24 protein-coding genes are annotated in these 26100 nt (G+C 60.2%); 21 read left to right on the plus strand and 3 right to left on the minus strand.

The window, feature by feature from the left end; genetic code table 11:
• Positions 1-63: 63 nt before the first annotated feature.
• Positions 64-1713, plus strand: coding sequence for a cation:proton antiporter (locus AC0KVQ_RS02335; RefSeq protein WP_473419495.1), 1650 nt, complete (start codon positions 64-66; stop codon positions 1711-1713).
• On the plus strand, positions 1710-2606 hold the full coding sequence (locus AC0KVQ_RS02340; RefSeq protein ID WP_473419496.1) for a universal stress protein: 897 nt from the start codon (positions 1710-1712) through the stop codon (positions 2604-2606). The genes AC0KVQ_RS02335 and AC0KVQ_RS02340 overlap by 4 nt, the downstream gene beginning before the upstream one ends.
• A gap of 66 nt (positions 2607-2672) precedes the next feature.
• On the opposite strand, the gene AC0KVQ_RS02345 is transcribed toward AC0KVQ_RS02340, so the two are convergent.
• On the minus strand, positions 2673-3104 hold the full coding sequence (locus AC0KVQ_RS02345) for a DUF4395 family protein (protein WP_473419497.1): 432 nt from the start codon (positions 3102-3104) through the stop codon (positions 2673-2675).
• Between the two features lie 169 nt (positions 3105-3273).
• Between AC0KVQ_RS02345 and AC0KVQ_RS02350 the strand changes: the two genes are divergently transcribed.
• The 12 genes from AC0KVQ_RS02350 to ychF all read left to right on the plus strand — a co-directional run bounded on the left by AC0KVQ_RS02350 (position 3274) and on the right by ychF (position 16052).
• The gene (locus tag AC0KVQ_RS02350; protein WP_473419498.1) at positions 3274-4557 is read left to right on the plus strand and encodes an MFS transporter; all 1284 of its coding nucleotides are present in this window, start codon (positions 3274-3276) and stop codon (positions 4555-4557) included.
• Positions 4558-4574: 17 nt separating this feature from the next.
• Positions 4575-4958, plus strand: coding sequence for a SirB2 family protein (locus tag AC0KVQ_RS02355; RefSeq protein ID WP_473419499.1), 384 nt, complete (start codon positions 4575-4577; stop codon positions 4956-4958).
• A 127-nt stretch (positions 4959-5085) separates the two neighbouring features.
• The gene (locus tag AC0KVQ_RS02360) at positions 5086-6060 is read left to right on the plus strand and encodes an HlyD family secretion protein (protein WP_473419500.1); all 975 of its coding nucleotides are present in this window, start codon (positions 5086-5088) and stop codon (positions 6058-6060) included.
• Between the two features lie 3 nt (positions 6061-6063).
• Positions 6064-8793 carry a ribosome-associated ATPase/putative transporter RbbA gene (rbbA, locus tag AC0KVQ_RS02365; protein ID WP_473419501.1) on the plus strand — a complete coding sequence of 910 codons (2730 nt, stop codon included), beginning with the start codon at positions 6064-6066 and terminating at the stop codon, positions 8791-8793.
• Between the two features lie 2 nt (positions 8794-8795).
• The gene (locus tag AC0KVQ_RS02370; protein ID WP_473419502.1) at positions 8796-9926 is read left to right on the plus strand and encodes an ABC transporter permease; all 1131 of its coding nucleotides are present in this window, start codon (positions 8796-8798) and stop codon (positions 9924-9926) included.
• 104 nt (positions 9927-10030) lie between these two features.
• A complete protein-coding gene (locus AC0KVQ_RS02375) occupies positions 10031-11284 on the plus strand; it encodes a 4Fe-4S binding protein (protein ID WP_473419503.1) in 1254 nt (417 codons plus the stop codon).
• Between the two features lie 106 nt (positions 11285-11390).
• Positions 11391-11891 (plus strand): molybdopterin-guanine dinucleotide biosynthesis protein B, encoded by a 501-nt coding sequence (mobB, locus tag AC0KVQ_RS02380; protein ID WP_473419504.1) that lies wholly within the window; start codon positions 11391-11393, stop codon positions 11889-11891.
• Positions 11884-13080 (plus strand): molybdopterin molybdotransferase MoeA, encoded by a 1197-nt coding sequence (locus tag AC0KVQ_RS02385; protein ID WP_473419505.1) that lies wholly within the window; start codon positions 11884-11886, stop codon positions 13078-13080. The genes mobB and AC0KVQ_RS02385 overlap by 8 nt, the downstream gene beginning before the upstream one ends.
• Before the next feature lies 1 nt (position 13081).
• A complete protein-coding gene (moaD, locus tag AC0KVQ_RS02390; RefSeq protein ID WP_473419506.1) occupies positions 13082-13342 on the plus strand; it encodes a molybdopterin converting factor subunit 1 in 261 nt (86 codons plus the stop codon).
• Positions 13343-13344: 2 nt separating this feature from the next.
• Positions 13345-13794: a molybdopterin synthase catalytic subunit MoaE gene (moaE, locus tag AC0KVQ_RS02395; protein WP_473419507.1), complete on the plus strand. Its 450-nt coding sequence runs from the start codon at positions 13345-13347 to the stop codon at positions 13792-13794.
• Positions 13791-14882 carry a cyclic pyranopterin monophosphate synthase MoaC gene (moaC, locus tag AC0KVQ_RS02400; protein ID WP_473419508.1) on the plus strand — a complete coding sequence of 364 codons (1092 nt, stop codon included), beginning with the start codon at positions 13791-13793 and terminating at the stop codon, positions 14880-14882. The genes moaE and moaC overlap by 4 nt, the downstream gene beginning before the upstream one ends.
• 78 nt (positions 14883-14960) lie before the next feature.
• Positions 14961-16052: a redox-regulated ATPase YchF gene (ychF, locus tag AC0KVQ_RS02405; protein WP_473419509.1), complete on the plus strand. Its 1092-nt coding sequence runs from the start codon at positions 14961-14963 to the stop codon at positions 16050-16052.
• Between the two features lie 349 nt (positions 16053-16401).
• Here ychF and cadR read toward each other — a convergent pair whose 3' ends face one another.
• Entirely contained in the window at positions 16402-16848 is a 447-nt protein-coding gene (gene cadR, locus AC0KVQ_RS02410; RefSeq protein WP_473419510.1) for a Cd(II)/Pb(II)-responsive transcriptional regulator, read from the minus strand.
• 131 nt (positions 16849-16979) lie between these two features.
• On the opposite strand from cadR, the gene AC0KVQ_RS02415 reads away from it, so the two are divergent.
• The 5 genes from AC0KVQ_RS02415 to AC0KVQ_RS02435 all read left to right on the plus strand — a co-directional run bounded on the left by AC0KVQ_RS02415 (position 16980) and on the right by AC0KVQ_RS02435 (position 22256).
• Complete coding sequence (locus AC0KVQ_RS02415; RefSeq protein WP_473419511.1) at positions 16980-17444, plus strand: MarR family winged helix-turn-helix transcriptional regulator; 465 nt, start codon at positions 16980-16982, stop codon at positions 17442-17444.
• Between the two features lie 91 nt (positions 17445-17535).
• On the plus strand, positions 17536-18987 hold the full coding sequence (locus AC0KVQ_RS02420; RefSeq protein ID WP_473419512.1) for an efflux transporter outer membrane subunit: 1452 nt from the start codon (positions 17536-17538) through the stop codon (positions 18985-18987).
• 2 nt (positions 18988-18989) lie between these two features.
• On the plus strand, positions 18990-20201 hold the full coding sequence (locus AC0KVQ_RS02425; protein WP_473419513.1) for an EmrA/EmrK family multidrug efflux transporter periplasmic adaptor subunit: 1212 nt from the start codon (positions 18990-18992) through the stop codon (positions 20199-20201).
• Position 20202: 1 nt separating this feature from the next.
• Entirely contained in the window at positions 20203-21732 is a 1530-nt protein-coding gene (locus AC0KVQ_RS02430; protein WP_473419514.1) for a DHA2 family efflux MFS transporter permease subunit, read from the plus strand.
• A gap of 107 nt (positions 21733-21839) precedes the next feature.
• On the plus strand, positions 21840-22256 hold the full coding sequence (locus tag AC0KVQ_RS02435) for a glycine zipper 2TM domain-containing protein (RefSeq protein WP_473419515.1): 417 nt from the start codon (positions 21840-21842) through the stop codon (positions 22254-22256).
• 63 nt (positions 22257-22319) lie between these two features.
• Here the strand turns inward: AC0KVQ_RS02435 and argH are convergent, their stop codons facing one another.
• On the minus strand, positions 22320-23705 hold the full coding sequence (argH, locus tag AC0KVQ_RS02440) for an argininosuccinate lyase (RefSeq protein ID WP_473419516.1): 1386 nt from the start codon (positions 23703-23705) through the stop codon (positions 22320-22322).
• Positions 23706-24005: 300 nt separating this feature from the next.
• On the opposite strand from argH, the gene glnK reads away from it, so the two are divergent.
• Together glnK and AC0KVQ_RS02450 are read left to right on the plus strand one after the other, a co-directional pair.
• Positions 24006-24344, plus strand: a complete 339-nt coding sequence (gene glnK / locus AC0KVQ_RS02445) for a P-II family nitrogen regulator (protein ID WP_473419517.1) — start codon at positions 24006-24008, stop codon at positions 24342-24344.
• 28 nt (positions 24345-24372) lie between these two features.
• Positions 24373-25809: an ammonium transporter gene (locus AC0KVQ_RS02450; RefSeq protein WP_473419518.1), complete on the plus strand. Its 1437-nt coding sequence runs from the start codon at positions 24373-24375 to the stop codon at positions 25807-25809.
• Positions 25810-26100: the final 291 nt, after the last annotated feature.

The following is a 26100-nucleotide window of genomic DNA, read 5'->3' on the forward strand; positions in this document are numbered from 1 at the left end:
TGAAGTGCACGTTATCCGATCTTCATGCGGCATGGCTTGGGCCCTGTCGGCGAAGGAGAATGCATGCACGATGTTTTCAGCGAGTTCGCGCTGCTTCTGCTGATTTCAGCGATTACCGGTGCGCTGGCGATCCGTCTGCGCCAGCCGGTGCTGATCGCCTATATCGTCGTCGGCATCCTGGTTGGCCCGGCGGTGCTGGGGGTAGTCAGCGCGCAGGATCAGATCGATCTGTTGGCGCAGATCGGGGTGGCGGTTTTACTGTTCGTGGTCGGGCTCAAGCTTGATCTGCAGCATGTGCGCCATATCGGTCCGGTGGCGCTGGCCACCGGCCTGGGTCAGCTTGCTTTCACCATTGCTTTTGGTTTCGTCTTGATCCTGCTGTTGGGAAAGCCAGTGCTGGAAGCGCTGTATGTGGCGGTGGCACTGACCTTTTCCAGTACCATCATCATCGTCAAACTGCTTTCCGACAAGCGAGAACTGGATGCGCTGCATGGGCGTATCGCGGTCGGTTTTCTGATCGTGCAGGATCTGGCGGTGGTGCTGGCCATGATGGTGATGAGCACCTTGCGCGGTGGCGAGGGTAGCGTCTGGGATGTTGCATGGTCGCTGGCCTTGCGTCTTGCACTCACGGCGGGCTTGATCGTGGTCTTGATGCGACTGGTTCTGCCGCGCGTGGTGGCCACGATGGCGCGCTCACAGGAATTGCTGCTGGTCTTTGCGATTGCCTGGGGGGTGGCGCTGGCGGCGTTGGGGGAGTGGGCCGGATTCAGCAAGGAGGCCGGCGCGTTTCTGGCGGGGTTTACCCTGGCATCCACCAGCTACCGTGATGCGATCAATGCCAGGCTGACCGGTATTCGTGATTTCCTGCTGCTGTTTTTCTTTATCGATCTGGGCGCCAAGCTGGATTTCTCGACGCTGGGCGCGGAAGTCGTGCCTGCCTTGCTGCTGGCGCTGTTCGTGCTGATCGGCAATCCACTCATCGTCATGGCCATCATGGGCTATATGGGCTACCGCAAGCGCACCGGTTTTCTGGCCGGGCTGACCGTGGCGCAGATCAGCGAATTCTCGATCGTGTTCGTGGCGATGGGTATCTCGCTTGGCCATGTCGGTCGGGGGGCGCTTGGTCTGACGACACTGGTCGGGCTGATCACCATTGCCTTGTCGACCTACATGATTCTGTATTCGCACCCGCTGTACGAGCGCGTGTCGCCCTGGCTTGGCTGGTTTGAACGGCGACATCCGTTTCGCGAGCTGGCGGTGGAAAGTCAGCGACACGCCCATGATCAGCCGGACGTGATCGTATTCGGCCTCGGCCGCTACGGTGGCCGGTTGGCGCAGGGGCTCAGGCAGGCGGGACTGACGGTGCTGGGCGTAGATTTCGATCCGGAACTGGTGCGTGCCATGCGCAAAAAAGGACTGGCCGTGCAGTTTGGCGATGGGCTGGATCCGGATTTTCTGGATGGCCTGCCGCTGGCGCAGATGGCCTGGGTGGTCAGTACCCTGCCCGATGTCGAGTCGAACCGGGTTTTATTGTCCATGCTCCGGGAGCGTCGTTTCGCCGGTGAGGTCGCCATTCTTGCACGGGAGGAAAACGATGGCTTGCTGCTCAAGCGCGCTGGCGCACCGACCGTGATTTATCCGATCCGGAATGCCGTGGATTACACCGTCGAGCATCTGACTACGCTGATTCGTCCAAAGGAGATCCAGCCATGAAACCACCCACCGCGATTCTCGCCGCAACCGATTTGTCTGCGCCGTCGCGCCATGCTGCCGAGCGGGCTTGCCAACTGGCTGCGCAAATGGGGGCCAGTCTGAATCTGCTGCATGTTTTGCAGCAGGGCGCACTGGCGCAGATGCAGCAATTGATCGGACCTGCGGCCGAGGTTTATGCGCAGCAGATTGCCGCCGAGGCGGCCAGAGCGCTGGATGGCCTGGCGGCGGATTGCGTGCGCAAGCACGATATCGTGGTCGAGAGCGAGGTCATTGAAGGTGCCGTGGTCAACAGTATCTGCACCCAAGCCGCTGCGCTGGCAGCTGATCTGCTGGTGGTGGGTGCACGCGGCGAGGGTTTCCTGCGCCACATGCTGCTGGGCTCAACCGCCTCGCGTCTTTTGCGCAAGACATTGCTGCCGGTGCTGGTCGTCAAGCAATCACCGCATGAAGCCTACCGGCGCCTGCTGGTAACAGTGGATTTCTCACCCTTGTCGGAGCTTGTATTGGCGCAGGCCCGCGCGATCGCGCCGCAGGCCCAGTTGGTGTTGCTGCATGCGTTCGAAGTACCCTTCGAGGGCAAGTTGATGTTTGCCGGTGTGGAAGAGGCGGAGATCTACCGCTACCGGATCAGCGCCAAGCAGGAGGCGATGCGCAAGTTGCACGAATTCGCAGCAGTAGCCGGTCTGGCTGCGGATGCAGCCACGCTGCTGGTGCAGCACGGCGATGCCACGCAGCAGATCATCCGGCAGGAGCAGGAACAGGATTGTGACCTGATTGTGCTGGGCAAGCATGGTGATTTGCTCGAAGACTACCTGCTTGGCAGCGTCACCAAGCATGTACTGGCGGAATCGCAGGGCGATGTGCTGGTGGTGTCTGCGGGGGAAGCTGCTTGACAAAGCTCTAAACAAAAACGCGGCATCCGTCGACTGGATACCGCGTTTTTTACTGCTTCAGAGGGTTCAGGCCTGGTGCCGATCCCTGAACTGGTAATAGAAGGTGTAGGCCCAGCACGCCGCACAGAACGAAAACGCGGCTTCCATGAACGAGAACACCAGCAGGATCGAGGCAGGCACGATCCACATGCTGCTGCCGGCGAGCCACAGAATGGTGCCCACGCTGCTGGCGATGAGCAGCAGCTTGTTGGCAAACATCTTGGCGCCGGCATTTTCCTTGTGGCCGGCCTTGCCGATCTTCTGCAGCAGCGCGGCATACAGGCGGTGGCTGGGGCAGCGGTAGTGGCCCAGAACGCCGCGCACGAAACCTTGCACGATCAGGATCGGGAGCAGGAAAGGCAGCTTGAAGGCGATGGCCAGGAGACACAGGGTAAAGGTGGTCAGCGCATCCAGGCGGGCGGCGTTGGACCAGATCGGGGGAACGTCAAAGCGCAGCATGATGGCATCTCCTGATGATTGAGGCATGAAGCATTAAGCTTCGATGTGATTCATTATATTTATATATATTTTATATTGTCAAATACCGTATGTCGCCGGTCTCGTGGTTTTCCTCGATTGACGATGATTTCTGACGGGCACAGACTTCCCCCTCTTGCGTGTGAATGCCATGCACGCGTTCAAAAACTGGTTTTTCATGCTCGTTTCCCGTTACTTGTCCCGTCTTCTGGCACCTGATTCGCTCTGGCGAGTCGGGGATTTTCGCAAGCTGTTCTATGCCACCACGCTGGTATTCCTTGGCACGGCAGTTTCGCAGATGGCCTTGCCGCTGACCGCGATCCAGTTGCTGGGCGCGGGTGCGAGCGAGATGGGCATTCTGGCCGCCTGCCAGTTGCTGCCGTTCGTGACGGTTGGCCTGCCGGCCGGGGTGTGGATCGACCGCAGCCGCAAGAAGCGGCTGGCCATGGCTTTCGATATGGCTTCGGCCTGCGCCTTGGCACTGGTGCCGCTCGGTGCGTGGTTCGGCTTTCTTTCCATGCCGATCCTGTATCTGGTCGGCTTTGTGGTGTCGACCACGGAAGCGATCGGCGGCTCGGCCTTGCAGGTGTTCATTACCCAATTGGTTGGGCGCGAAGCCTTGGTCAGTGCCAACAGCAAGCTCGCGGCGGGGTCTTCGATTTCCATGGTGGTCGGGCCGGCGCTGGCTGCTGCGCTGGTTTCGCTGCTGGGCGCGCCGTTTGCGGTCTGCCTGAATGTGCTGGGCTTTGCCGGCTCGGCTTTTTTCATTGGCCGCATCGCATTCCACGAAGCCATGCCCCAGTCATCGGCCGAACCTTTCCTGCGCCAGATGCGCGATGGCCTGGTCTTTGTCTGGCAATCGCCGATGCTGCGCCGACTGGTAATGGTGGTTGCGGTCTGGATCATGCTGGCCGATTCCTTCAAGGCGCTGTATGTGCTGCATGCCTCGCGCAACCTGCTGCTGGAGCCCGGCGCGATTGCACTCGTCAACACGCTGGGGGCGCTGGGCGGGCTGGCCGGTGCACCGCTCGCGCATGGACTGGCGCGGCGGATGGGCATCCGCAATGCGCTGCTGTGCGGCGTGGTGCTGGCTGCCTGCGGCATTGCCGCCTACACCTTGCCGGGTGCCGGGCTGCCCGGTGCTGCCATCTGGGCCGGCCTTGCCCTGTTGCTGTTCGATTGCGGATCGGCGATCTACATCGTCAATTACCTGACCTTGCGCCAGACCGTCACACCGGATGCCTTGCTGGGGCGCATGGTAACTTCAATGAGATTTGTTACCATTCTCCCCGGGCCGATTGGCGCCATGGTGATTGGCCGCTCAGGCGATGCATTCGGGCTGGTGCCTGTTTTCCTGGCAATCGCGGCCTGCCTGACGCTGGTTGCCTGCTGGGGGGCGCGCTACCTGCCGCACTCCGGCGCCGGCCGTCATTGATACTCTGGAGAAATGCAATGGATTACCTGGTTGTCCGGCATGCCCACATGGGGTTTGTCTATCTATCGATCACGCTGTTCGTGCTGCGTGCCCTGCTGCAGTTTGCCGGCATCGACTGGCGCAAATGGAAGCCGCTGAAAATTCTGCCGCACGTGAACGATACGCTGTTGCTGTCGGCAGCCATCTGGCTCTCAGTAACAAGCCAGCAGTATCCGTTCGTGGCCGGCTGGCTCACCGCCAAGGTGATCGGGCTGCTGGCGTATATCGGCTTTGGCATGCTGGCCTTGCGCCGCAACGCCCCGTTGCGCCTGCGCCTGCCGGCATTCCTGGCAGCGCTTGCCAGCGTGAGTTACGTGGTACTGGTGGCTACCACGCGTTCGCCTTCGCTGGGCTTGCTGTAACTTGCTGCTTTCATCCGTGACATCCGCTTGTCTGGCAGGCCATCCGGCCAGACAAGGATCATTCCCCTCCCAAGTCATATCCGCAGTGGTCTATCAATAAACAAAGAAACCTTTCCGCGGGAAAATCATGGCACGCCCTGCCAGGCTGGTCTTTTTCGTGTTGCTGGCGTTGCTGCTGGCCGCAGCGGCCTTGTTCGGCCTCTGGCGTCTGCGCCAGGATGAACTACCGGCAGGGATTGTCTCCGGCAATGGCCGGCTAGAAGCCACCGAAGTCGATGTGGCGACCAAGCTGGCTGGCCGCATCGTCAGCCTGACCCCTCGCGAAGGTGATCAGGTCGAGCGCGGCCAGATTATCGCTACGCTGGATGCCGAGAGCATTGCCGCACAACTGCGTGCCGCCGAGGCGCAGGTGAAGCAGGCGGAGGCGGCCAGGCAGGAGGCATTGGCCGGCGTGCGCAAGGCATCCAGCGACAGGATGCTGGCTGCAAAGACGCTGCAGCGCTCGCAGGAACTGGTGGCGCGCAATTTCATCTCTGCCCAGAAACTCGATGGCGATCGCAGCGCGTTGCAAAGCGCCGATGCCGCACTGGCCGCTGCCCAAATCCGCGTAAACGAAGCCGATGCAGCAATCCAGGCCGCGATCGCGCAAAGTCAGAGCCTGCGTGCCAGTGTGGACGACAACACGCTCAGGGCGCCGATCAGCGGGCGCGTGCTGTACCGGCTGGCCGAGCCGGGCGAGGTGGTTGCCAGTGGCGGCAAGGTGCTGACTCTGCTCGATCTGGGCGATGTGTTCATGACGGTCTATCTGCCTACCCAGGAAGTGGGCAAGCTGGCGCTGGGCCGCGAAGCGCGCATCGTGCTCGATGCTTTGTCACTGCCTGTTCCTGCCCGTGTGGCATTCGTGTCGCCACGTGCCCAGTTCACCCCGCGCGAGGTGGAAACGCGCAGCGAGCGGGAAAAACTGATGTTCCGCGTCAAGCTGCGCGTCGATGCCGGCTGGCTGGCGGATCATGCCGATCTGGTCAAATCCGGCATGCCTGGCATGGCCTATCTGCGGCTCGATCCCGCACAGGATTGGCCGGCCAATCTGCAGGTGAAATAGATCATGACCGCCTGCGCTGCCTGGCTTGAGCAGGTTGGCCAGCGTTACGCCAGCGTGGCTGCGCTGGATGCGGTGGATCTGGCGCTGCCGGCCGGTTGCATGGTCGGCCTGATCGGGCCGGATGGCGTGGGCAAATCCACGCTGCTGGCGCTGGTGGCTGGCGCACGCGAAATCCAGCAGGGCAGGGTGGAAACGCTGGGCTGCAATATGGCCGATGCTCATGCCCGTGCCGCCATCCAGCCGCGCATCGCCTACATGCCGCAAGGGCTGGGGCGCAATCTGTATCCCACGCTTTCCGTCTTCGAGAATGTCGAATTCTTCGCCCGCCTGTTCGGCCAGAACCGGCGCGAGCGCGAACAGCGCATCGCCAGCCTGCTGGGCCACACCGGGCTGGCGCCATTTTGCGACCGGCCAGCGGCCAAGCTCTCGGGCGGAATGAAGCAGAAGCTGGGTCTGTGCTGTGCGCTGATCCACGATCCGGACTTGCTGATCCTGGATGAACCGACCACCGGGGTCGATCCGCTGTCGCGCCGGCAGTTCTGGGCGTTGATCGATGAAATCCGCGCGCAGCGTCCGGGCATGAGCGTGCTGGTCGCGACCGCCTACATGGAAGAAGCCGCGCGTTTTGACTGGCTGGTGGCGATGGATGCCGGCCGCGTGATCGGAACGGGCACGCCGCAGGAACTGTTGCAGCGCACGAGCGAGGCCTCGCTGGAAGCCGCGTTCATCCATCTGCTGCCGCCAGAGAAGCGGCAGCGGCACCGCCAGTTGCTGATTCCGCCACGCCAGCGCGATGGCGACGTGCCGGCGATCGAGGCACACGGCCTGACCATGCGCTTTGGCGATTTCACCGCCGTGGATCAGGTGAGTTTTCGCATCGAACGCGGCGAGATTTTCGGCTTTCTCGGCTCCAACGGCTGCGGCAAGACCACGACCATGAAGATGCTCACCGGCCTTTTGCCGCCCAGTGCCGGCGATGCCGAGCTGTTCGGCAAGACGGTGGACGCGGGCGATCTGGAAACGCGCAAGCAGGTCGGCTACATGTCGCAGTCGTTTTCGCTCTATGGCGAACTGAGCGTGCGCCAGAATCTCGATCTGCATGCGCGGCTGTTTCACCTGCCGCCCGAGCGCATCGGGCCGCGCACCGATGAACTGGTTGCCCGTTTCGGCTTGCGCGAGTTTCTCGATGCACCGGCCGCCGGCCTGCCGCTGGGCATCCGCCAGCGCCTGTCGCTGGCCGTGGCCGTGGTGCATGAACCGCGCCTCTTGATCCTCGATGAACCGACTTCCGGCGTTGACCCGATCGCACGAGACGAATTCTGGGCCTTGCTGGTCGAGCTTTCGCGCGGGCAGGGCGTGACCATCTTCATCTCTACGCACTTCATGAACGAGGCCGAGCGTTGCGACCGCATCTCGCTGATGCATGCCGGGCGGGTACTGGCGAGCGATGCCCCGGCCAGTCTGTGTGCGGCACGCCAGGTCGGCACGCTCGAAGAAGCCTTTATCGCCTATCTGGAAGCCGCCACTGGTGAAACCGCGCAGACCCCGGCCCCGCCACCACCTGCTACTGTGTCGGCTGCTTCAGCCAGGCCAGTCGAGACCCATGCTGCATTCAGCCTGCGCCGGCTACTGGGCTATGCCTGGCGCGAAGCGCTGGAGTTGCGCCGCGATCCGATCCGCTTGACCTTTGCCCTGCTGGGTTCTGTGTTGCTGATGTTCGTGCTGGGCTACGGCATTTCGATGGATGTCGAAGGCTTGCGCTTTGCCGTGCTCGATCGCGACCAGAGCCCGCAAAGCCGGGCCTATGTGCACAATATCGCCGGTTCGCGCTATTTCATCGAGCGCCCGCCTTTAAATAGCTACGAGGAAATCGACCAGCGCATGCGCACCGGCGAAGTTACGCTGGCAATCGAGATTCCTGCCGGTTTCGGGCGCGATCTGCGCCTGGGGAGGCAGCCGGAAATCGGCGCGTGGGTCGATGGTGCCATGCCGTATCGCGGCGAGATGGTGCGCGGTTACGTCGAGGGCATGCACCGGCAATATGTGAGCGAGCTGGTGTTCGAAGCTACGGGCCGGCAGGCGGCGCAACCGGCCACACTGGAAACCCGCTATCGCTACAACCAGGATTTCAAGAGCATCCATTCCATGGTGCCGGCGATGATCCCGCTGCTGCTGATCTTTATCCCGGCCATCCTGATGGCGCTGGGTGTGGTGCGCGAGAAGGAACTCGGCTCGATCACCAATCTTTATGTCACGCCGGTGAGCCGGCTGGAATTCCTGCTTGGCAAGCAGTTGCCCTATATCGCCGTGTCGATGATCAGTTTTTTCATGCTGGTGGCGCAGGCGATCCTGATTTTCGATGTGCCGCTCAAGGGCAGTTTCGCCGCGCTGGCGTGTGCTGCGCTGCTGTACGTGGCGAGCACCACCGGGCTGGGATTGCTGATTTCGACCTTCACCCGTACCCAGATCGCAGCGCTGTTCGGCACTGCGATCCTGACCATGCTGCCGACCGTGCAGTTTGCGGGGCTGACCACACCAGTGACTTCGCTCGAAGGCGCGGGTTACTGGATCGGCCAGTTCTTCCCGGCCACGTATTTCCTGGTGATCAGCCGGGGCGTGTTTACCAAGGCGCTTGGTTTTTCCGATCTGGCCGGGCAATTCGTGGCGCTGGCGGTGTTCGTGCCTCTGCTGACGCTGGCGAGCCTCGCCTTGCTACGCAAGCAGGAGAAATAGCGATGCGGCTCGATCTCGCGCATGTCTATCGCCTGGGTCTGAAAGAGTTGCGCAGCCTGCTGGCGGACAAGGTGTTGCTGGTGCTGATCGTGTGGGCGTTTTCCGGCGCGATCTACGAAGCCGCGCAGGGCGTATCGATGGAATTGCGCAATGCGCCAGTCGCCATCGTCGATGAAGACCACTCGCCGCTGTCGCGCCGGCTGGCCGATGCGCTCTATCCGCCGTATTTCCGCCAGCCAGACTTGCTGGCCCTGCATGAAATCGACCCGGAAATGGACAAGGGGCGCTATTCGTTTGCCATCATCATCCCCGCCAATTTCCAGCGCGATCTGCTCGCCGGCCGCCAGCCCGAGATGCAGCTCAATATCGATGCCACGATCATGAGCCAGTCCTTCATCGGCGCGAGCTACATCCAGTCGATCTTCACCAGCGAGATCAGCGAGTTCCTTACCGGCCAGCGCAAGGACAGCGAGTTGCCGATCCGCCTCACGCCGCGCGTGCGTTTCAACCCGAACCTGACCGGGCACTGGTTCGGCGGCGTGATGGAAGTGATCAACAACGTGACCATGCTGACCATCATCCTGGTCGGCGCCGCGCTGATCCGAGAGCGCGAGCACGGCACGATCGAGCATCTGCTGGTGATGCCGCTCGCGCCGGTCGAGATCATGCTGGCCAAGATCTGGGCCAACGGGCTGGCGGTACTGATCGGCGTGACCTTCGCGCTTACCGTGATCGTGCGCCAGGTCTTGCAGGTGCCGATTGCCGGCTCGCTGCCGCTGTTTCTGGCGGCCGCCGCGCTCTATCTGTTCTCTGCAGCATCAATCGGCATTTTCCTCGGTACGGTGGCGCGCTCGATGCCGCAACTGGGTCTGTTGATCATCCTCACCATCATCCCGCTGCAGTTGCTCTCCGGCGGCGTGACCCCGCGCGAGAGCATGCCGCAACTGGTGCAGCAGATCATGCTGCTGGCGCCGACCACCTACTTTGTTCGCCTGGCGCAGGCCATCCTTTATCGCGGCGCCGGACTGGCGGTGGTGTGGGCCGATCTGCTCGCCATGGTCGGCGTGGGCAGCGTGTTTTTCGGGCTGGCGCTCAAGCGCTTTCGCAAGGCGGTGACACAAACGCAGGTCTGATTTTTCTTTACCCCTGTCAACCAAATGGTTTCCATGGCGTTGATAGCTAGAAGTCAAAAAAAGAGCGCCCGGCGCTTCATCAAAAAACTGCAGGGGTAAAAATCATGCGTAAACAGCAAAGTCTGGTTCAGCACTATCGCTTGCTGATCCAGTTGGGTTTTCTCGGGCTGGTCAGTGTCGTGGCCTGGCGGCATCAGGTGCTGGGCGGAGGGCCCAGCGGCTCGGCACCGATTGATGCGATCTGTCCGTTCGGCGCACTGGAAACGCTATACAAGTATCTGGCGAGTGGGGAATACATCCAGCGCCTGAACGTTTCCAATTTCATTCTGCTCGGCGGTGCGATTGCGCTGGTGATCGTGGTCGGGCGCTATTTCTGTGGCTGGATCTGCGCAATCGGCACCTTGCAGGATCTGGCGCGCAAGGTCGGGCAAAAGTTCTGGCGCAAGGTGGAAATCAAGGTGCCGGAAAAAATCGATCAGCCACTGCGTTACCTGAAATATGGTGTGCTGGCCTGGTCGCTGTGGGCCACCTGGCAGACCGGCACGCTGGTGATCCGCGCCTATGATCCGTTTGCGGCCTATGGCCACATCTTCGGCTGGAACTGGGGCGAATTGTGGGATGAATTTGCGATTGGCATCAGCATCCTGCTGCTGTCAGTGCTGGGTTCAGTATTCGTTGACCGCATTTTCTGCAAGTACCTGTGCCCGCTCGGTGCGTTTCTGGGGCTGTTTAGCAAGATCAGCCTGTTCCGCATCGAGCGCGAGGAATCGGCTTGTATCAACTGCAAGCTGTGCAGCCGCAAGTGTCCGGTCAATATCCCGGTCGATACCATCAAGCTGGTGAAGTCGGCCGAATGCATTGGTTGCATGAGTTGTGTCACCACCTGCCCGACCGGCAAGGTTGGCACCGACCACGAAGGCAAGATTTTCCTGCACAGCACCATCGGCGGCAAAGTGGTCAGCGCCGGCGTGGTGGGGTTGATCGGGCTGGCACTGTATGTCGGCGTGGTGGGCGGTGCGCAACTCACCGGTATCTGGCGCAGCGTACCGCCATCGCTTGAAGCGGCTGTGGCGGCAGGTGGCCAGCTCGATCCGGCCAATATCAAGGGCTATATGACGCTGAGCGAGATTGCCACGACCTTCAAGGTCGATCTCGACAAACTCTATGCCGAACTGAATCTGCCCAGGGACAAGGTGCCGCCCGAAACCAAGGCCAAGGAAATCCGCACGCTTCTGGGTGTCACCGAGGAAGAGTTCGGCCCGCAGAAAATCCGGGATGCCGTGGCGAAGATGACCGGGTTTGCTGGTGCTGCGACCGATGGAGAGCGGGGGCATTCGGCGGACAAGGCCAAACCATAGGCTCTGTTGATATTTGATTAAGCTGGAAATGCCCATGACGACATGCGGGTTGTGGCGGTGCTGGCGATGCGTACAATTGAAACCGAAGTCAAAGTGAAAGCAGGGTATGAACAGGGTATTCGGTATCGTTGGCTATTCCGGCAGTGGCAAAACCACGCTGATCGAGCGTTTGCTGCCGGAATTCGCGCGGCTGGGGAAAACGGTCAATGTGATCAAGCATTCGCATCATGATCTGGAGCTGGAGCCACCGGGAAAAGACAGCGCGCGTTTCCGTGCCGCGGGTGCCGCCGAGGTGCTGGTGGCTTCCCCCTTTCGTTTTGCCATCGTGCATGAATTGCGCGGCATGCCTGAGCCCACGCTGGCAGAACAGCTGGCCCGGCTGGCCCCGGCCGATCTGACGCTGGTCGAAGGTTTCAAGCGCGAAGCCATTCCCAAACTCGAAGTCTGGCGTGCAGCCACAGGCAAACCTTTGCTGGCGCCGGATGATCCCGCCATTATTGCGATTGCCAGTACCGATGTCCTGCAAACCACGCTGTCGTGTTTCGATCTCGACCAACCCGCGGCGATAGCCGCTTTCATTCTGGATTACCTGCAAAGCCATGATTGATCTTGCCATCGCCCTGGAAAAACTGCTGGCTGCGGCACGCCTGCCGTCCCTGACCGAAGACCTGCCGCTGGCCCGCGCCTTGGGGCGCGTGCTGGCCGAGGACGTGATCGCCTTGCTCGATGTGCCCGGTTTCGACAACAGCGCCATGGATGGCTACGCGCTGCATGTGGCCGATTTCCAGGCCCTGCCGCCATCCTTCGCCATCAGTGGCCGCATTGCTGCCGGCGAAACGGGTGCCGCGCTGGCCCTAGGCGAGGCCGCACGCATCTTTACCGGCGCGCCGATTCCGCCCGGCGCCAATGCGGTGGTGATGCAGGAGGCCTGCACGACGGAATCCGGCCTGCTGACGGTGGACGGTCCGGTCAAGCCCGGCATGAACATCCGCCTGCGTGGCGAGGACATTGCCTCTGGCCGTACCGTACTGGCGGCCGGAAGCCGGCTCACGCCGCAGGCACTGGGCCTGGCAGCATCGATCGGCGTGGCAACGCTCAAGGTGCATGTGCCGCTGAAAGTGGCGCTGCTCTCCACTGGCAACGAACTGACCGAGCCGGGCCAGCCGCTGACGCCGGGCAAGATCTACAACTCCAATCGCTATGCCCTGTTGGGGTTGCTGCAGACGCTCGGCTGCGAGGTGACGGATTGCGGTATCGTTCCCGATGATTTCGCTGCCACGGTCGAAGCCTTGTCGCAGGCGGCGGCCGGGCATGATGTGGTGATCACCTCGGGCGGGGTGTCGGTCGGCGAGGAAGATCACGTCAAAGCGGCACTGAAAACGCTGGGGCAGCTCGATCTGTGGCAGATCAACATCAAGCCGGGAAAACCGTTTGCGCTTGGCCGCATCGGCAATGCCGATTTCATCGGCTTGCCCGGCAATCCGGTTTCGGCCTTTGTCACCTTCCTGTTGCTGGCGCGTCCGTTCCTGTTGCGTCGCCAGGGTGTAGTCGCCGTGCAGCCGGTTGGCCTGCAGGCCCGCGCCGCATTTGCCTGGGCCAAGCCGGACAAACGCCGCAACTTCCTGCGGGCACGGCTCAATGCAGAAGGTGCGGTGGAATTGTTCCCCAGCCAGGGCTCTGGCGTGCTGACTTCGATGGTCTGGGCCGAAGGTCTGGTCGATGTGTTGCCGGGGCAAACCGTGGCGCCGGGCGATCAGGTAAGCTACCAGCCCTTGACCGATTTGATCCGAGGCTGACATGAAAACCATCCGGATTCTGTATTTTGCCCGCCTGCGTGAAACCCTGGGCTGTACGGAAGAAAACGTGACCTTGCCGCAAGAGGTGCAAACGGTTGCCGCGCTGACCGGCTGGCTGGCCGCGCGAGGTGGTGTCTGGGCAGAAGAGCTTGGCGGTCGCAAGGTATTCCGGGTGGCGATCAACCAGGATATGGCGCGCGGCAACAGCGAAATTCCGGATAACGCCGAAGTGGCGATTTTCCCGCCCGTGACCGGAGGCTGACGATGACGCCACACATTCTTGTGCAGACGCAGGATTTCAGCTTGGCCGACGAATATGCCCGGCTGGCTGGAAAATCGGAGGTGGGCGCCATTGTCGCCTTTGTCGGGCAGGTGCGCGATCTCACCGGCGATGGTGCGCTGGAGCTGGAACACTACCCTGGCATGACCGAAAAATCGCTGGCCAGTATCGTCGAGCAGGCGGCCCAGCGTTGGCCACTGCAGGCGGTGACGGTGATCCACCGCGTCGGCAAGCTGGGCCCGGCCGAGCAGATCGTTCTGGTGCTTACCGCCAGCGCCCATCGCGCGGCAGCCTATGAAGCCAATGCCTTCATCATGGATTACCTCAAAACCGAAGCGCCGTTCTGGAAGCGCGAACATGGCGCAGAGGGTGCGCATTGGGTGGATGCGCGCGAATCGGACGACATCGCGCGCCAGCGCTGGGAGCAAGCATGATTGATGCCGTGATTCTGGCTGGCGGTGCCGGCCGCCGCATGGGTGGACAGGACAAGGGATTGCTGCCGCTGGCAGGCAAGCCGCTGGCGGCCTGGGTGCTGGATGCGCTCAGACAGCAATCCCTGCCGCCGACCCGCATCGTGATTTCCGCCAACCGCAATCTGGAAGCCTATGCGGGGCTGGGTTGCCCGGTGGTTGCTGATACCCGGCCGGAACTGCCGGGGCCGCTCGCCGGTATCGAGGCTGCGTGGCATGCCACCCAGGCGGATTATCTGCTGGCGCTGCCGTGCGATATCCCCAGCCTGCCAACCGATCTGCTGGCACGGCTGTGGCAGGCGCTGCAGGATTTCAATGCGGAACTGGTGTTTGCCCGTGCCGGGGCGGAGCAGAACCATTCCGCCATCTGCCTGATGCGGCGCACTGTATTGCCGGAACTCACACTCCGGCTGGATAGCCATCAGTTGCGTCTGGGCGAGTGGTATGCCGCGCTCGGTGCCATCGCGGTTGAGTTTTCCCCCGGTAGCCTGGATAACCTCAATACGCCGGAAGACCTGGCCGCGATAGAGGCGAACCTGTCTGCCGCAGCAACGCATCACACAGGCCTGACCCATTTCAATGCCCAGGGCGAAGCGCACATGGTCGGTGTCGGTGCCAAGCTGGAAACCCGGCGCATCGCGCGCGCCTGCGGCGAGATCACCATGTTGCCCACTACCCTGGCCAAGATCGGACATGGCAGCAGCAAGGGCGATGTGCTTGGAGTCGCACGCGTGGCGGCGATCATGGCGTCCAAGAAAACCGCCGACCTGATTCCGCTCTGCCATCCCTTGCCGCTGACGCGCATCGAGGTCGAGTTCAGCGTGGATGCGCAACACAACCGCGTGATCTGCGAAGTCACAGCCGAAACGGTCGGCCGGACCGGTGTGGAAATGGAAGCGCTGACCGCAGTCAGCGTCGGCTTGCTGACCATCTACGACATGCTCAAGGCCGTGGATCGCGGCATGACGATTTCCGGCATCCGCCTGCTGGAAAAGCTGGGCGGCAAGAGCGGGCACTGGCGGGCGGAGGATCAAGCCGCTCGTGATAGTTGACGGGCGGATGCCGCGTAATCAAGGTAAAATCGCGCCTTTTGCAGGTGGCCGCACTCGGGCGGCAGTGAAAGGAATCCCATGAGTCTCAAATGCGGCATCGTCGGCTTGCCCAATGTCGGAAAATCCACGCTTTTCAATGCGCTGACCAAAGCCGGCATCGAAGCGGCCAACTACCCGTTCTGTACCATCGAGCCCAATGTCGGCATCGTTGAAGTGCCGGACCAGCGCCTGACGCAACTTTCCGCCATCATCAACCCGCAGCGCGTGGTGCCGGCCATCGTTGAATTTGTCGATATCGCCGGCCTGGTCGCCGGTGCTTCCAAGGGGGAAGGTCTGGGCAACCAGTTCCTGGCCAACATCCGCGAGACCGACGCCATCGTCAACGTCGTGCGTTGTTTCGAAAACGACAACATCGTGCACGTCGCCGGCCGCGTTGATCCGATCGCCGACGTGGAAGTGATCGGCACCGAACTGGCGCTGGCTGATCTGGCCACGGCTGAAAAGGCATTGGCGCGCGATGGCAAGAAAGCCAAATCGGGCGACAAGGAAGCGCAAAAGCTGGTGGCCGTGCTGGAAAAGGTGATCCCGCACCTGAACGAAGGCAAGCCGGCGCGTAGTCTGGAATTGTCCGAGGATGACCAGCTGATCATCAAGCCGCTGTGCCTGCTCACGATCAAGCCGGCGATGTATGTGGCCAACGTGGCCGAAGACGGCTTCCAGAACAACCCGTTCCTGGATCGCCTGAAGGAACTAGCTGCCAAGGAAGGCGCGCCGGTCGTGGCGGTGTGTGCCGCAATCGAATCCGAAATCGCCGATCTGGAAGATGCCGACAAGACCGAATTCCTGACTGAGCTGGGTCTGGAAGAGCCGGGCCTGAATCGCCTGATCCGCGCAGCTTACGATCTGCTCGGCCTGCAGACTTACTTCACCGCTGGCGTGAAGGAAGTACGCGCCTGGACCATCCATAAGGGCGATACCGCACCGAAGGCCGCCGGCGTGATTCACACCGATTTCGAAAAGGGCTTCATCCGGGCACAGACCATCAGCTTTGACGATTTCATCGCCTACAAGGGCGAACAGGGTGCCAAGGAAGCCGGCAAGATGCGCGCCGAAGGCAAGGAATACATCGTCAAGGATGGCGATGTGATGAATTTCCTGTTCAACGTCTGATTTTCTGCTTCCATCCCTGCGCTACACCAAATAAAAAGCCCTGTCGTGGTCTTCACGGCAGGGCTTTTGTTCGGGGGTGTTTCCAGGTTGGCTTATTCTTCCGATTCCGGATGTGATCCGGATTGAGCCAGTGCCCAGATGCTGATGCCGCTGGTGACGACCTGAAGCGAATAGAGTGTGATTCCAACCGACAATAAGTCCATGGTGTTCTCCTTGTGCAGAATGGCTAGGCCATGATGTCAGTCTGGCATGAAGTTTTTGTGATGCTTCGCTTTCGTGAATATTTCTGTTTATTCGGGTGCTGTTGGTAATTTTCCCGCAGCAGGCCCACAGTCTTCTCAACAAGAGTTCAGCTGTTGCCTGGCGGTACTGATGAAGCGTGGCAGGCGCAGGCTTCGCCATGAGCGGCTGCTACCAGCTCATGCAGGATGCCGCATTCGCTGGCCGCATGGTGTGTATTGCAGCGGCTGCGCAAGGCGCTCAGCTGCTGTTCCAGTGCACGCATGCTTTCCAGTCGGGCGTGTACCCGCGCCAATTGCGCGTCGATCAGGTGATTGATGTCATCACAATCTGCTTCCGGGTGAGCAACAAAATCCAACAGGCGTTGAATGTCCGCCAGCGGCATATCCAATGCCCGGCAGTGACGAATGAAGGCCAGTCGTTCCAGGTGAGGATGGGCGTAATCGCGGTAGCCATTGGCATGCCTGGCGGGCTCGGCCAGTAGTCCGCATTTTTCGTAGTAACGGATGGTTTCGATATCCACGCCTGTGGCTTTGGCCAGTTCCCCGATACGCATGTTTTTCCCTTCAGTAATCATTGGCGAAAATTATTTTATCCCTATAACAACTACAGGGTAGAGGATGATTCCCGATGTTGGTAATTTTGTTGCCTTGACAATAATTGCTTAGGCAAATAAAAATTCGACGCATGGAACCTAAAAACACACTCAGCCCGGCAGCACAGGATGAAATCGACCAGAGTTTTGGCCTGTTGCTGCATGTGGTACGCATGGATCTGATTCGTCACCTCAAGCGCGAACTCGCCAGCAATGATCTTGGCATCAGCTTCACGCAATACCGCGTGCTGAAGGTGCTTTCATTTTGCGAACAAATCAGTGCAACCGAACTGGCTCGTTGCATCGATCACGATGCCGGCGCGCTGACCCGACTTTTGGACAAGCTGCAGGCCAGTGGCTTTGTGCAACGTCATGCCTGCGCCGAAGACCGCCGCGCGGTCGAGATTTCCCTGACCGATGCTGGACGTGCCCTGATCAAACCGTTGCGCAATATCTCCGAACGGCTGACCGATCTGGCATTCCGGGATTTATCCACTGACGAGCGCATCACCCTGATGAATCTGCTCAAGCGGGTGCGGGTGACACTGGAAAACTGATTTCAATCCGGATGATTCATCGGGCTGCCAGTGTGCAGCCATGGGCCTGTGTTGCCTGATGGATTGGCCGGATTAAATGCCGAGGCAATCAATGTATTTACGAACTCTCTCTGGTGTGATCGCGCTGATGGCGATCCTGACCGGCTGCGCCGACATGGGTGGCCTGGTCCCTCAAGGCAAACTGCGAGGGGATGAAAGTGTCGCTTCCTCACAGGCTTTGGCCGGTGTGGCCAAGGCCGACTGGCCACGCACGGATTGGTGGCAACAGTTTGGTGATGCCCAGCTGGATCAGCTGATTCGCGCTGCGCTCAAGGATAATCCCGATCTTGCCGCAGCCGAGGCGCGTGTGCGTCTGGCTGCAGCCCAAACCCAAGGCGCTGATGCCGCGCGCTGGCCCAGCCTTGATGCGCGTGGCAGTTTCCCATCTGCACCGATTGAGGATTTTCCCAAGCCAGTGAGCGGCTATACCTCCGCCAAGCAACTCAACCTGACTGCCGCCTATACCTTTGATCTGTGGGGCGGGCAGCGTGCTGCGTGGGAAGCTGCTTTGGGACAGCAACGGGCAGTTGAAGTGGATAGCCAGGCCACGGCGCTGACCTTGTCTACGCATGTCGCCAGTGCCTACAGCGAACTCGCCTATGCATTTTCCTCGCACGACATTGCACTGGCTGATCTGGAGCGCGCGCAGAAATTGCTGAGCCTCACCCGGCAGCGGGTTGATGCAGGCATCGATAGCCTGGCGCAGCAGCGTCAGGCCGAATCCGCGCTGGCCAGTGCCGAGCAAAAAGGCGCCCAGACCGCGCAGCAAATCGAAGCCATCCGTATCCGGCTTGCCACCCTGCTCGGGCAGGGGCCGGATCGTGGTGCAACCATCACGCGCCCGCAGTCGCTCAAGGTGGCAGCGCTGGCCTTGCCGGACAACCTGCCGGCCGAACTGCTGGGCCGTCGCCCGGATATTGTTGCTGCACGCTGGCGCGTGCAGTCGGCCCTGCGGGGTATCGATGCGGCTAAAGCCCAGTTCTTTCCGAACGTGAACCTGTCTGCCACGTTTGGCCTGTTGTCGTTGCACAGTGCAGATCTTTTGCAGGCTTCCAGCCGCTTCGGTCTTGTTACGCCGGCTATTTCCCTGCCTTTATTCGATGCCGGACGCTTGCGCGCCAATCTGGCTGGGCGCGATGCCGAGTATGACCTGGCCGTGGCGCAATACAACAAGGTACTGATTGCCGCTTTCAATGAAGTTGCCACCGACCTGAGCCAGCTGCGTTCGCTGCAGATACAGCGCGATGCGCAAAAGCGGGCGCTGGCCAGTGCCGAGCAGGCCTGGGAGTTGTCCACCCAGCGCTATCGCAACGGCGTGGGGGGGTATCTTGAGGTACTCATGGTGCAGCAATCGCTGCATCAGGCAGAAGAAAAACTGGCGGCCATTGAAGGTCGCCGCATCGATGCTTCGATCGGGCTGGTACAAGCTCTGGGCGGTGGTTACCGGGAAAACGAATCCGTGGCGCTGGCTGATGTCAGTGCTGACCGGGCAAAAGGAAATTGACCATGAATCAAATTGCTGAAAACAAGGCTTCAGGCAGCCGCCGCAAGCAAATGCTGACCGCACTGGCCGCAGGTATTGCACTCGCCGGTTTGGGGTACGGAGCTTATTACTATCTGCATGCGCGCTGGCTGGAAAGCACCGAAGATGCCTACGCCAACGGCAATATCGTGCAGATTACCGCCCAGACGGCCGGCACCGTAGTACGTATCCAGACTGACGACAATGGCTTCGTCAAGGCAGGGCAGATCCTGGCCGAACTCGACACCAGCGATGCTCGCGTGAACCTGGAGCAGGCCGAGGCCAACCTGGCACGTACGGTTCGTCAGGTGCGCGGCCTGTATGCCAATGTCGGCAGTCTGCAAGCCGATGTCGAAGCCAAGCGTGCTGCATTGGTGCGCGCACAGGCCGATTTCGAGCGTCGTCGCGGTCTGGTGGCTACCGGTGCGATTCCAGCCGAAGAATTGGCGCATGCCCAGCAAGCGCTGGCGGCTGCTGAGAGTGCGCTGACTGCCGGCAACCAGCAACTGGCCAGCAGCCATGCCATGGTCGACAACACGGCTTTGCTGACCCACCCTGAAGTGAAGGCGGCCGCAGCGGCTCTTCGCCGCGCCTATCTGGATTATGCGCGCAGCAGTCTTGTGGCACCGGTTGCCGGCCATGTGGCCAAACGCAGTGTTCAACTTGGCCAGCGTGTGCAACCGGGCGCCCCGTTGATGGCAGTCGTGCCGCTGGATCAGTTGTGGGTCGATGCCAACTTCAAGGAGACTCAACTGCGCCAGATGCGCATCGGCCAGCCGGTGACGCTGAAATCCGATCTTTACGGTGACGATGTCACCTACCACGGCAAGATCGAAGGGTTGGGCGTGGGAACCGGCAGTGCCTTTTCGCTCCTGCCTGCGCAGAACGCCACCGGCAACTGGATCAAGATCGTTCAGCGTGTGCCGGTACGCATTGCCCTGGATGCCAAGGAACTGGCCGCACATCCGCTCAAGATAGGGCTTTCGATGCATGCGGAAGTCGATATGCATGACCAGAGCGGACCGACGCTGGCACACGTGGCCAGTAAGCAGGCGGTGTATGCCACCGATGTCTATGCCAACCAGTTGGAAGAGGCAGAACATCTGGTATCCAGTGTGATTCAGAAGCATGCCGGTGGTGCCGCTCAGCCGGCCAAGCCGAAACTTGCCGCTGCAACGGCCGGCAAGCGCGGTTGACATGACAGCGCAATTCAAGCCTGCCAATCTGGGTTTGTGCACCACCGCGCTGGCGTTGGCCACGTTCATGCAGGTGCTCGATACCACGATTGCCAATGTTTCCCTGCCGACGATTGCCGGCAACCTCGGGGTGAGCACTGACCAGAGTACCTGGGTGATTACCGCGTTTGCCGTGAGCAATGCGATTGCCCTGCCGCTCACGGGCTGGCTGACAAGGCGTTTTGGCGAGGTGCGCCTGTTCGTGCTGGCCACCTTGTTGTTTACCTTTGCTTCCCTGTTGTGCGGGATAGCTTTCAGTATGGGAAGTCTGGTCGGGTTCCGTGCCCTGCAGGGATTTGTTGCCGGGCCGATGTATCCGATCACGCAGGCATTGCTGATTTCGATCTATCCGCCGAACAAGCGTTCACAGGCACTCGCGCTGCTGGCAACGGTGACGGTGGTGGCGCCGATTGCCGGGCCGATCCTGGGCGGATGGATTACCGACAATTACAGCTGGCCGTGGATTTTCTTTATCAACGTGCCCATTGGCATCTTTTCCTGCATCACGGTCTGGCGCCAGATGCGCCATAAGCCGGAACGGCTGGAAACACCCAAGATGGATTATGTCGGCTTGATCACGCTGGTGGTCGGCGTGGGTGCCCTGCAGCTGGTGCTGGATACCGGCAATGAAAAGGACTGGTTCAATTCCAGTTATATCGTTACCGCGTCGGTGATATCGGCGATTGCGCTGACGGTATTCGTGATCTGGGAGTTGACGGAAAAAGATCCGATCGTGAATTTGCGCCTGTTTCGTCATCGCAATTTCACGGCAGGCACGCTGGTGTTGATGCTGGCCTACGGTGGCTTCTTTTCGGTGGGCCTGCTGGTGCCGCAATGGCTGCAGACACAGTTGCACTACACCGCAGTCTGGTCCGGACTGGCAGCCGCACCCATCGGCATACTGCCCGTACTGCTGACTCCGATCGTCGGCAAATACGCGGCCCGTATCGATCTGCGCCTGCTGGCCTCTGCCGCGTTCGGTTTCATGGCGCTGACCAGCTTCATGCGCTCAGGCTTCACCACCGAAGTTGATTTTGCACGGGTGGCGGAAATCCAGCTGATCCAGGGGTTGGGCGTAGCGTTCTTCTTCATGCCGGTATTGACCATTCTACTGTCGGATCTGGATGGCAACGAGATCGCTGCAGGCTCGGGTCTGGCGACATTCCTGCGTACGCTGGCAGGTAGCTTTGCAGCTTCGTACACCACCTATCTGTGGGGTAATCGTGCCGTTACCCATCATGCCCACCTGACCGAGCCAGTTTCGCTGTTCGATCCGGCTACCCAGGAAGCAGTTGCCCGGTTGGGTGGCGGAGATATACAGCGTGCAGGTGCATTGCTGGAACGTATGATCACCCAGCAGGCTTACCAGATTTCCTTCAATGAAATCTGTCATGGTCTCGGCCTGCTGTTCCTTTCCCTGATTCTGGTGCTGTGGCTGGCACGGCCGCCATTTCACAAGGCCGCCAAGGCACAGACCGCTGGTGCGCATTGATGGTGGGGTGAGAGCCTGTTCAACCTGCAGTGATGCGATTCACAGCCTGCCCGGCAGCAAATCCCTATAGTGGGGCCATCGTGTTACGAACCCTGAGAGGGAATGCCATGAGCAAGACAGGAATTTCGATTGTGCTGGCGGGCTTGTTGTTGAGCAGCCAGGTATTTGCAGGTGGGCGTCATCATGATGATGACGATGACTATCACCGTTACCGGCATGCGCCGCGTGCCAAGCACGTGGTTGTGCATCATGTCTATGAAGAGCCACGAGTGGTTTATCGCGATCGCGTCGTTTACCAGGATCGCCCGGTGTATGTGGAGCCGAGCGTGCACTATGCGCCGCCTCCACCGCCTGCCCAGGTTTATGTTGCACCGGGCGGAGATCGCCTGGTCGGACAGTTGGTCGGCGCGGTGGCCGGTGGCGTGCTGGGCAATCAGGTCGGCAAGGGCAGTGGCCGTGTTGTTGCTACAGCCGCTGGTGCGGTGATTGGTAGTGTCATCGGCGGAAATATGACTGCACGCTGATTGTTTCCACGAAACAACAACGCCCGGTTATCCCGGGCGTTGTTTTATGGGTACGGCCGAGTATTACAGGCCCAGACGATTCTTCCAGCGGGCAATCGCGGCCTTGACCTGCTCGGGTGCGGTGCCGCCAATATGGTTGCGGCTGGCCAGTGAGCCTTCCGGTGTCAGCACCTCCATCACATCAGCGGTGATCAGCGGCGAGAACGTGGCCAGTTCGACAACCTGCAACTCTGCCAGATCCTTCTTGTTTTCCTCGGCGTAGCGCACCGCGCGGGCAACCACTTCGTGCGCATCACGGAAGGGCAAGCCCTTCTTGACCAGGTAATCAGCCAGGTCGGTGGCGGTGGCGAAGCCCTGGCGCACGGCTTTGGCCATGGCGTCGGGCTTCACGGTCACACCGCGCATCATGTCGGCGTAGATGCGCAGCGTATCGGTCAGCGTGTCGACGGTGTCGAACAGCGGTTCCTTGTCTTCCTGATTATCCTTGTTATAAGCCAGCGGCTGGCCTTTCATCAGGGTCAGCAGGCCGACCAGATGGCCATTGACGCGGCCGGTCTTGCCGCGCACCAGTTCGGGCACGTCCGGGTTTTTCTTCTGCGGCATGATCGAGCTGCCGGTGCAGAAACGGTCGGCAATATCGATGAAGCCAAAGCGCGGGCTCATCCACAGGATCAGTTCTTCCGACAGTCGCGACAGGTGTGTCATGGTCAGCGCGCTGGCGGCTGTGAATTCGATGGCGAAATCGCGATCAGATACCGCATCCAGCGAGTTTTCACATACGCCTTCAAAACCCAGCAACTGGGCAGTCAGCTCGCGGTCGATCGGGTAGGTGGTGCCGGCCAGTGCTGCGGCACCCAGCGGCAGGCGGTTGACGCGCTTGCGTGCATCGACAAAACGCTCGGCATCGCGCCCGAGCATTTCCACGTAGGCCAGCATGTGGTGGCCAAACGTGACCGGCTGTGCGACCTGCAGATGGGTAAAACCAGGCATCACTGTGGCGACATGTTTTTGCGCCAGTTCCAGAAGGCTCTTCTGTACTTCGCTGATCAGGCCGCCGATATCATCGATGGCGCCGCGCAGATAGAGGCGGATATCGGTTGCGACCTGATCGTTGCGGCTGCGGCCGGTGTGCAGGCGCTTGCCGGCATCGCCGATCTTCTCAGTAAGCCGGCGTTCAATATTCATGTGTACGTCTTCGAGGTCGATGCTCCAGTCGAAGTTGCCGGCCCGGATATCCTGCAGGATGTCTGCCATGCCGGATTGGATCGCGGCCAGATCTTCATTGGACAGAACACCGACCTTGTTGAGCATGGCGGCATGGGCCAGTGAGCCCTGGATATCGACTTCGGCCATGCGCTTGTCGAAGGTGACCGATGCCGTGTAGCGCTTGACGAGCTCGCTCACCGGCTCGTTGAAGCGACCGGACCAAGTCTTGTTGCTGGTTTCCATGGGCAGATCCTGCATGTGCTGAGAGAAATCTGCGGATTATACGCAGCTGAAACGCGCTCTGCATCAAGGCGCTGTCAGGTGGTCGCCGCAGGCAGGGTTGGGGCCGTTTGCATGCACCAGACATTTTTGTGCACCAATCTGGAATTCTGTCTCGGTGCACCAGAATTGCATGTGCTAATTTGGTGCATGGGCTGTGCCGATTCTGTCGATACCGACGATATTTGGCTGTTTTTCTGATTGGCACACTTTGTGCTGTCGTGAAGTGCGTGTTTGTTATCCATCTCAGCGAAGGAGTCTTCCATGAAATTCGTAACCGCGATCATCAAGCCATTCAAGCTGGATGAAGTCCGCGAAGCGCTATCGGCAGTGGGTGTGCATGGCTTGACCGTAACTGAAGTAAAGGGTTTTGGTCGTCAGAAAGGTCATACCGAACTGTATCGTGGCGCCGAGTATGTCGTTGATTTTCTGCCCAAGGTAAAGGTGGAAGTCGCGATCACCGACGATCAGCTCGAATCGACGATTGAAGCCATCGAAAAGGCCGCCAATACCGGCAAGATCGGGGATGGCAAGATCTTCGTGACCAGTCTTGAGCATGTGATCCGCATCCGTACCGGTGAAACCGGCGACGCGGCCATCTGACAATAAAAAAACAAAGGGGAATTTCAAGATGAAAAAATTATTTGCGATGCTCGCGCTGTTCGGCGCGATGACACTGGGTTCGCCCAGTTTTGCAGATGATGCTTCTGATGTCGCCAGCGCACCTGTAGCCGAGGCATCTGCTGCCGCGCCGGTTGCTGATGCCGCCTCCGCAGCGGAAGCTGCACCGGCAGCCGATGCTTCCGCACCAGCTGCTGCGGAAGGTCCGGCTGCACCGGCCCTTGTCAAGGCCGATACCATCAATTCCGGTGATACCGCCTGGATGATCGTGGCAACTGCATTGGTGCTGTTCATGACCATCCCAGGTCTGGCACTGTTCTACGGCGGTATGACACGCAAGAAAAACGTGCTTTCTACCCTGATGCAGTCTTTTGCCATCACCGGTTTGGCCAGCATTATCTGGGTGGTGATCGGCTACTCCCTGGCCTTTACCCCGGGTAACGGTTTCCTGGGTGGCTTCTCGCGCATCATGATGGACGGCATCGCTTTCATGAAAGAGGATGGCATGCTGACCGTATCGCACGTGGCCGGCACGATTCCTGAATCGGTGTTTGCCCTGTTCCAGATGACGTTTGCCATCATCACCCCGGCCCTGATCACCGGTGCCTTCGCCGAGCGCATGAAGTTCTCCTCAATGCTGGCTTTCATGACCATCTGGCTCTTGGTGGTGTATGTACCGATTGCCCACATGGTATGGGAGCCTACCGGCTGGATGTTTGCCGATGGCGTGCTGGATTTTGCCGGTGGTACGGTTGTTCACATCAACGCCGGTGTGGCTGGTCTGGTGTGCTGTCTGGTGATGGGCAAGCGTATCGGTTATGGCCGTGAAGCCATGATGCCGCACAACCTGGTGCTGACACTGGTGGGTGCCTCGATGCTGTGGGTGGGCTGGTTTGGTTTCAACGCCGGTTCCGCCGTGGCTGCTGATGGCCGTGCCGGTATGGCCATGCTGGTGACGCACGTTGCCACCGCTGCCGCTGCTCTGGCCTGGATGTTTGCCGAGTGGATCACCAAGGGCAAGCCTTCCGTGCTGGGTATCGCTTCCGGTGCTGTTGCTGGTCTGGTTGCCATTACCCCGGCTGCCGGTTTCGTGGGTGTTTCCGGCTCGCTGATGATCGGTATCATCTCCGGCGTGGTTTGCTACTGGTCTGCCGTTTACCTCAAGCACATGCTGGGTTACGACGATTCGCTGGATGCCTTCGGCGTACACGGCGTGGGCGGTTTCCTCGGTGCCATCCTGACAGGTGTCTTTGCCGTGAAGGGTATCGGCGGTGCTGAAGGCGACGTGCTGCTGCAGCTCAAGGGTGCCTTGTTCACCGTTGTTTACTCTGGTGTACTGACCTTCATCATCCTGAAAGTGGTTGATGCCGTACTTGGCCTGCGTGTTCCGGAAGAAGAAGAACGCGAAGGTCTGGATGTTACCCAACACGGCGAACGTGTCGAGTAATTGTCAAAGTAGTAAAAGTTGTAAACGAAATGCCCGGCCGTCAGGTCGGGCATTTTGGTTTGAGACAAACTCCACTTGCAAAGCAAGGTATCCCCTCAAGGAGGGGACGGAAGGGGGGGATAAACGAAAAGGCTGCAAAATCAAGTCATGGCATGATCAGGCCCGGCTTTGCCGGGACTCGAAAAAGCATGCTTGCCACGCAGTCTGCAGCCTAGAAGTGCCCGGCCCTCAGGTCGGGCATTTTTGTTTCATTTGGAGTTTGCGCCACTGATCAGGAACATTTGCACTTGA

The sequence above is a fragment of the Formivibrio sp. oc-25 genome, from assembly GCF_055810895.1.